The sequence below is a fragment of the Candidatus Accumulibacter vicinus genome, from assembly GCF_000584955.1.
Taxonomy (GTDB): domain Bacteria; phylum Pseudomonadota; class Gammaproteobacteria; order Burkholderiales; family Rhodocyclaceae; genus Accumulibacter; species Accumulibacter vicinus.
Genome location: NZ_JDSS02000049.1, coordinates 11,549 through 12,905 on the forward strand (window position 1 = coordinate 11,549; position 1,357 = coordinate 12,905).

The following is a 1,357-nucleotide window of genomic DNA, read 5'->3' on the forward strand; positions in this document are numbered from 1 at the left end:
CTACGAGCAAATCCCAGGGGTCGGGGTGCCGACGCGCCGCTCCCTTGCCCCACCGCGGCGCGAATGCGCCCTCGGCCTCCGGCTGCACCGGGATCAGCTCGATCGCCTCTGTCAGGGTGATCTGAGGCACGCGCTCGCTGATGCGCGTCCACTCCTCCGCCGGCCCGTGCAGGGCCAGCTCGTGCAGGGTGTTGGCCCCGCGCCAGCGCCAGATGCGGCTGGTGTCGGTGAGCACGACGATCGTGCCGTTGTGTGATGCGAGCGTGCCCACGTGCACGCCGGCGCTGTAGGTGCGCACGATGACGAATGATCCGAGTCCCATCTGCCTATCCTCCGGCCCCGACTGCGCAGCGCGCTAGTGGCGGGGAGTGGGTCGCACTTTAGGGCACACTGCACCCTCACGTCAATAGCCCAGCCTAAAGAACGTGCCCCGCACAAACCATGCGGCACGTCGACACTTGCGGCTTCGGACAGAGCGCGCTAAAGTCGCGCGCCATGGACATCTCGACCTGGCTTGATGCCGACCGCGGCCGCCTGACAGCGCTGGCCGCGCACTTTGGGCTGACGCAGTCGGCCGTGTCGCAATGGCGCGCAAACGGGGTGCCACCCGCGCGCATGAAGGCCGTGCGCGAGTTCACTGGTGGCGCCGTGACGCTGGACGACATGCTGCCAGCCTGGCCGCAGCCGGATGGGCGGGAAGGCAGCACTGTGACGACGTGACAGCGCGCACAGGCTGGCTGATGCGTGCGTTGATGCCCTGTCCGCCCCTGTGTGGGATGCCGGCCACAAGAGCATGGAGGGCCGCCGATGGCTAGGGTGCGCAATCTGAAGCCGGGATTCTTCAAGAACGAGGACTTGGCCGAGTGCTCGGCCTTTGCTCGGCTGTGCTTTGCTGGCCTGTGGACGCTGGCCGACCGCGATGGCCGGCTCGAGGACCGGCCGAAGCGGATCAAGGGCGAGCTTTTCGCATTCGACTCGATCGAGGTCGATCCCCTCCTTGCGGAGCTGGCGCGGTACGGATTCATCTGCCGCTACAAGGCCCCGGACGGCCGCGGCTTGATACAGGTGAGCAACTTCGCCAAGCACCAGAACCCGCACCACCGAGAGCCAACCAGCGCCTTGCCACCCCCCGAAAGCCCCGGGCTCGTCTGCGATGCCATGAGCCCAAAGCCCAGGGCTCACACCACATGCGATGACGACAAAGCCCAGGGCCAGCCCAGGGCAAGCCTGGGGCTTGACCCCCCAAAAGGCGACTTGGCAAGGGGGTCGAGCCGTGCGGAACCCGGAACAAGGAACAAGGAACAAGGAACCCGGAACAAGGAACCCGGAGAGCCCTCCGCTGACCCGGAGGGGCCAC

2 protein-coding genes and 1 pseudogene are annotated in these 1,357 nt (G+C 67.2%); 2 read left to right on the forward strand and 1 reads right to left on the reverse strand.

Going from position 1 to position 1,357, the window contains the following annotated elements; translation table 11 throughout:
• A partial coding sequence (locus tag CAPSK01_RS19680) for a hypothetical protein (RefSeq protein WP_273704143.1) occupies positions 1 to 322 on the reverse strand: 322 nt, incomplete at its 3' end.
• Positions 323 to 495: 173 nt separating this feature from the next.
• Here CAPSK01_RS19680 and CAPSK01_RS19685 point away from each other — a divergent pair.
• Positions 496 to 720 (forward strand): YdaS family helix-turn-helix protein, encoded by a 225-nt coding sequence (locus CAPSK01_RS19685; protein WP_034930830.1) that lies wholly within the window; start codon positions 496 to 498, stop codon positions 718 to 720.
• Between the two features lie 96 nt (positions 721 to 816).
• Positions 817 to 1,357: pseudogene (locus tag CAPSK01_RS19690) on the forward strand (hypothetical protein); the annotation flags it as partial.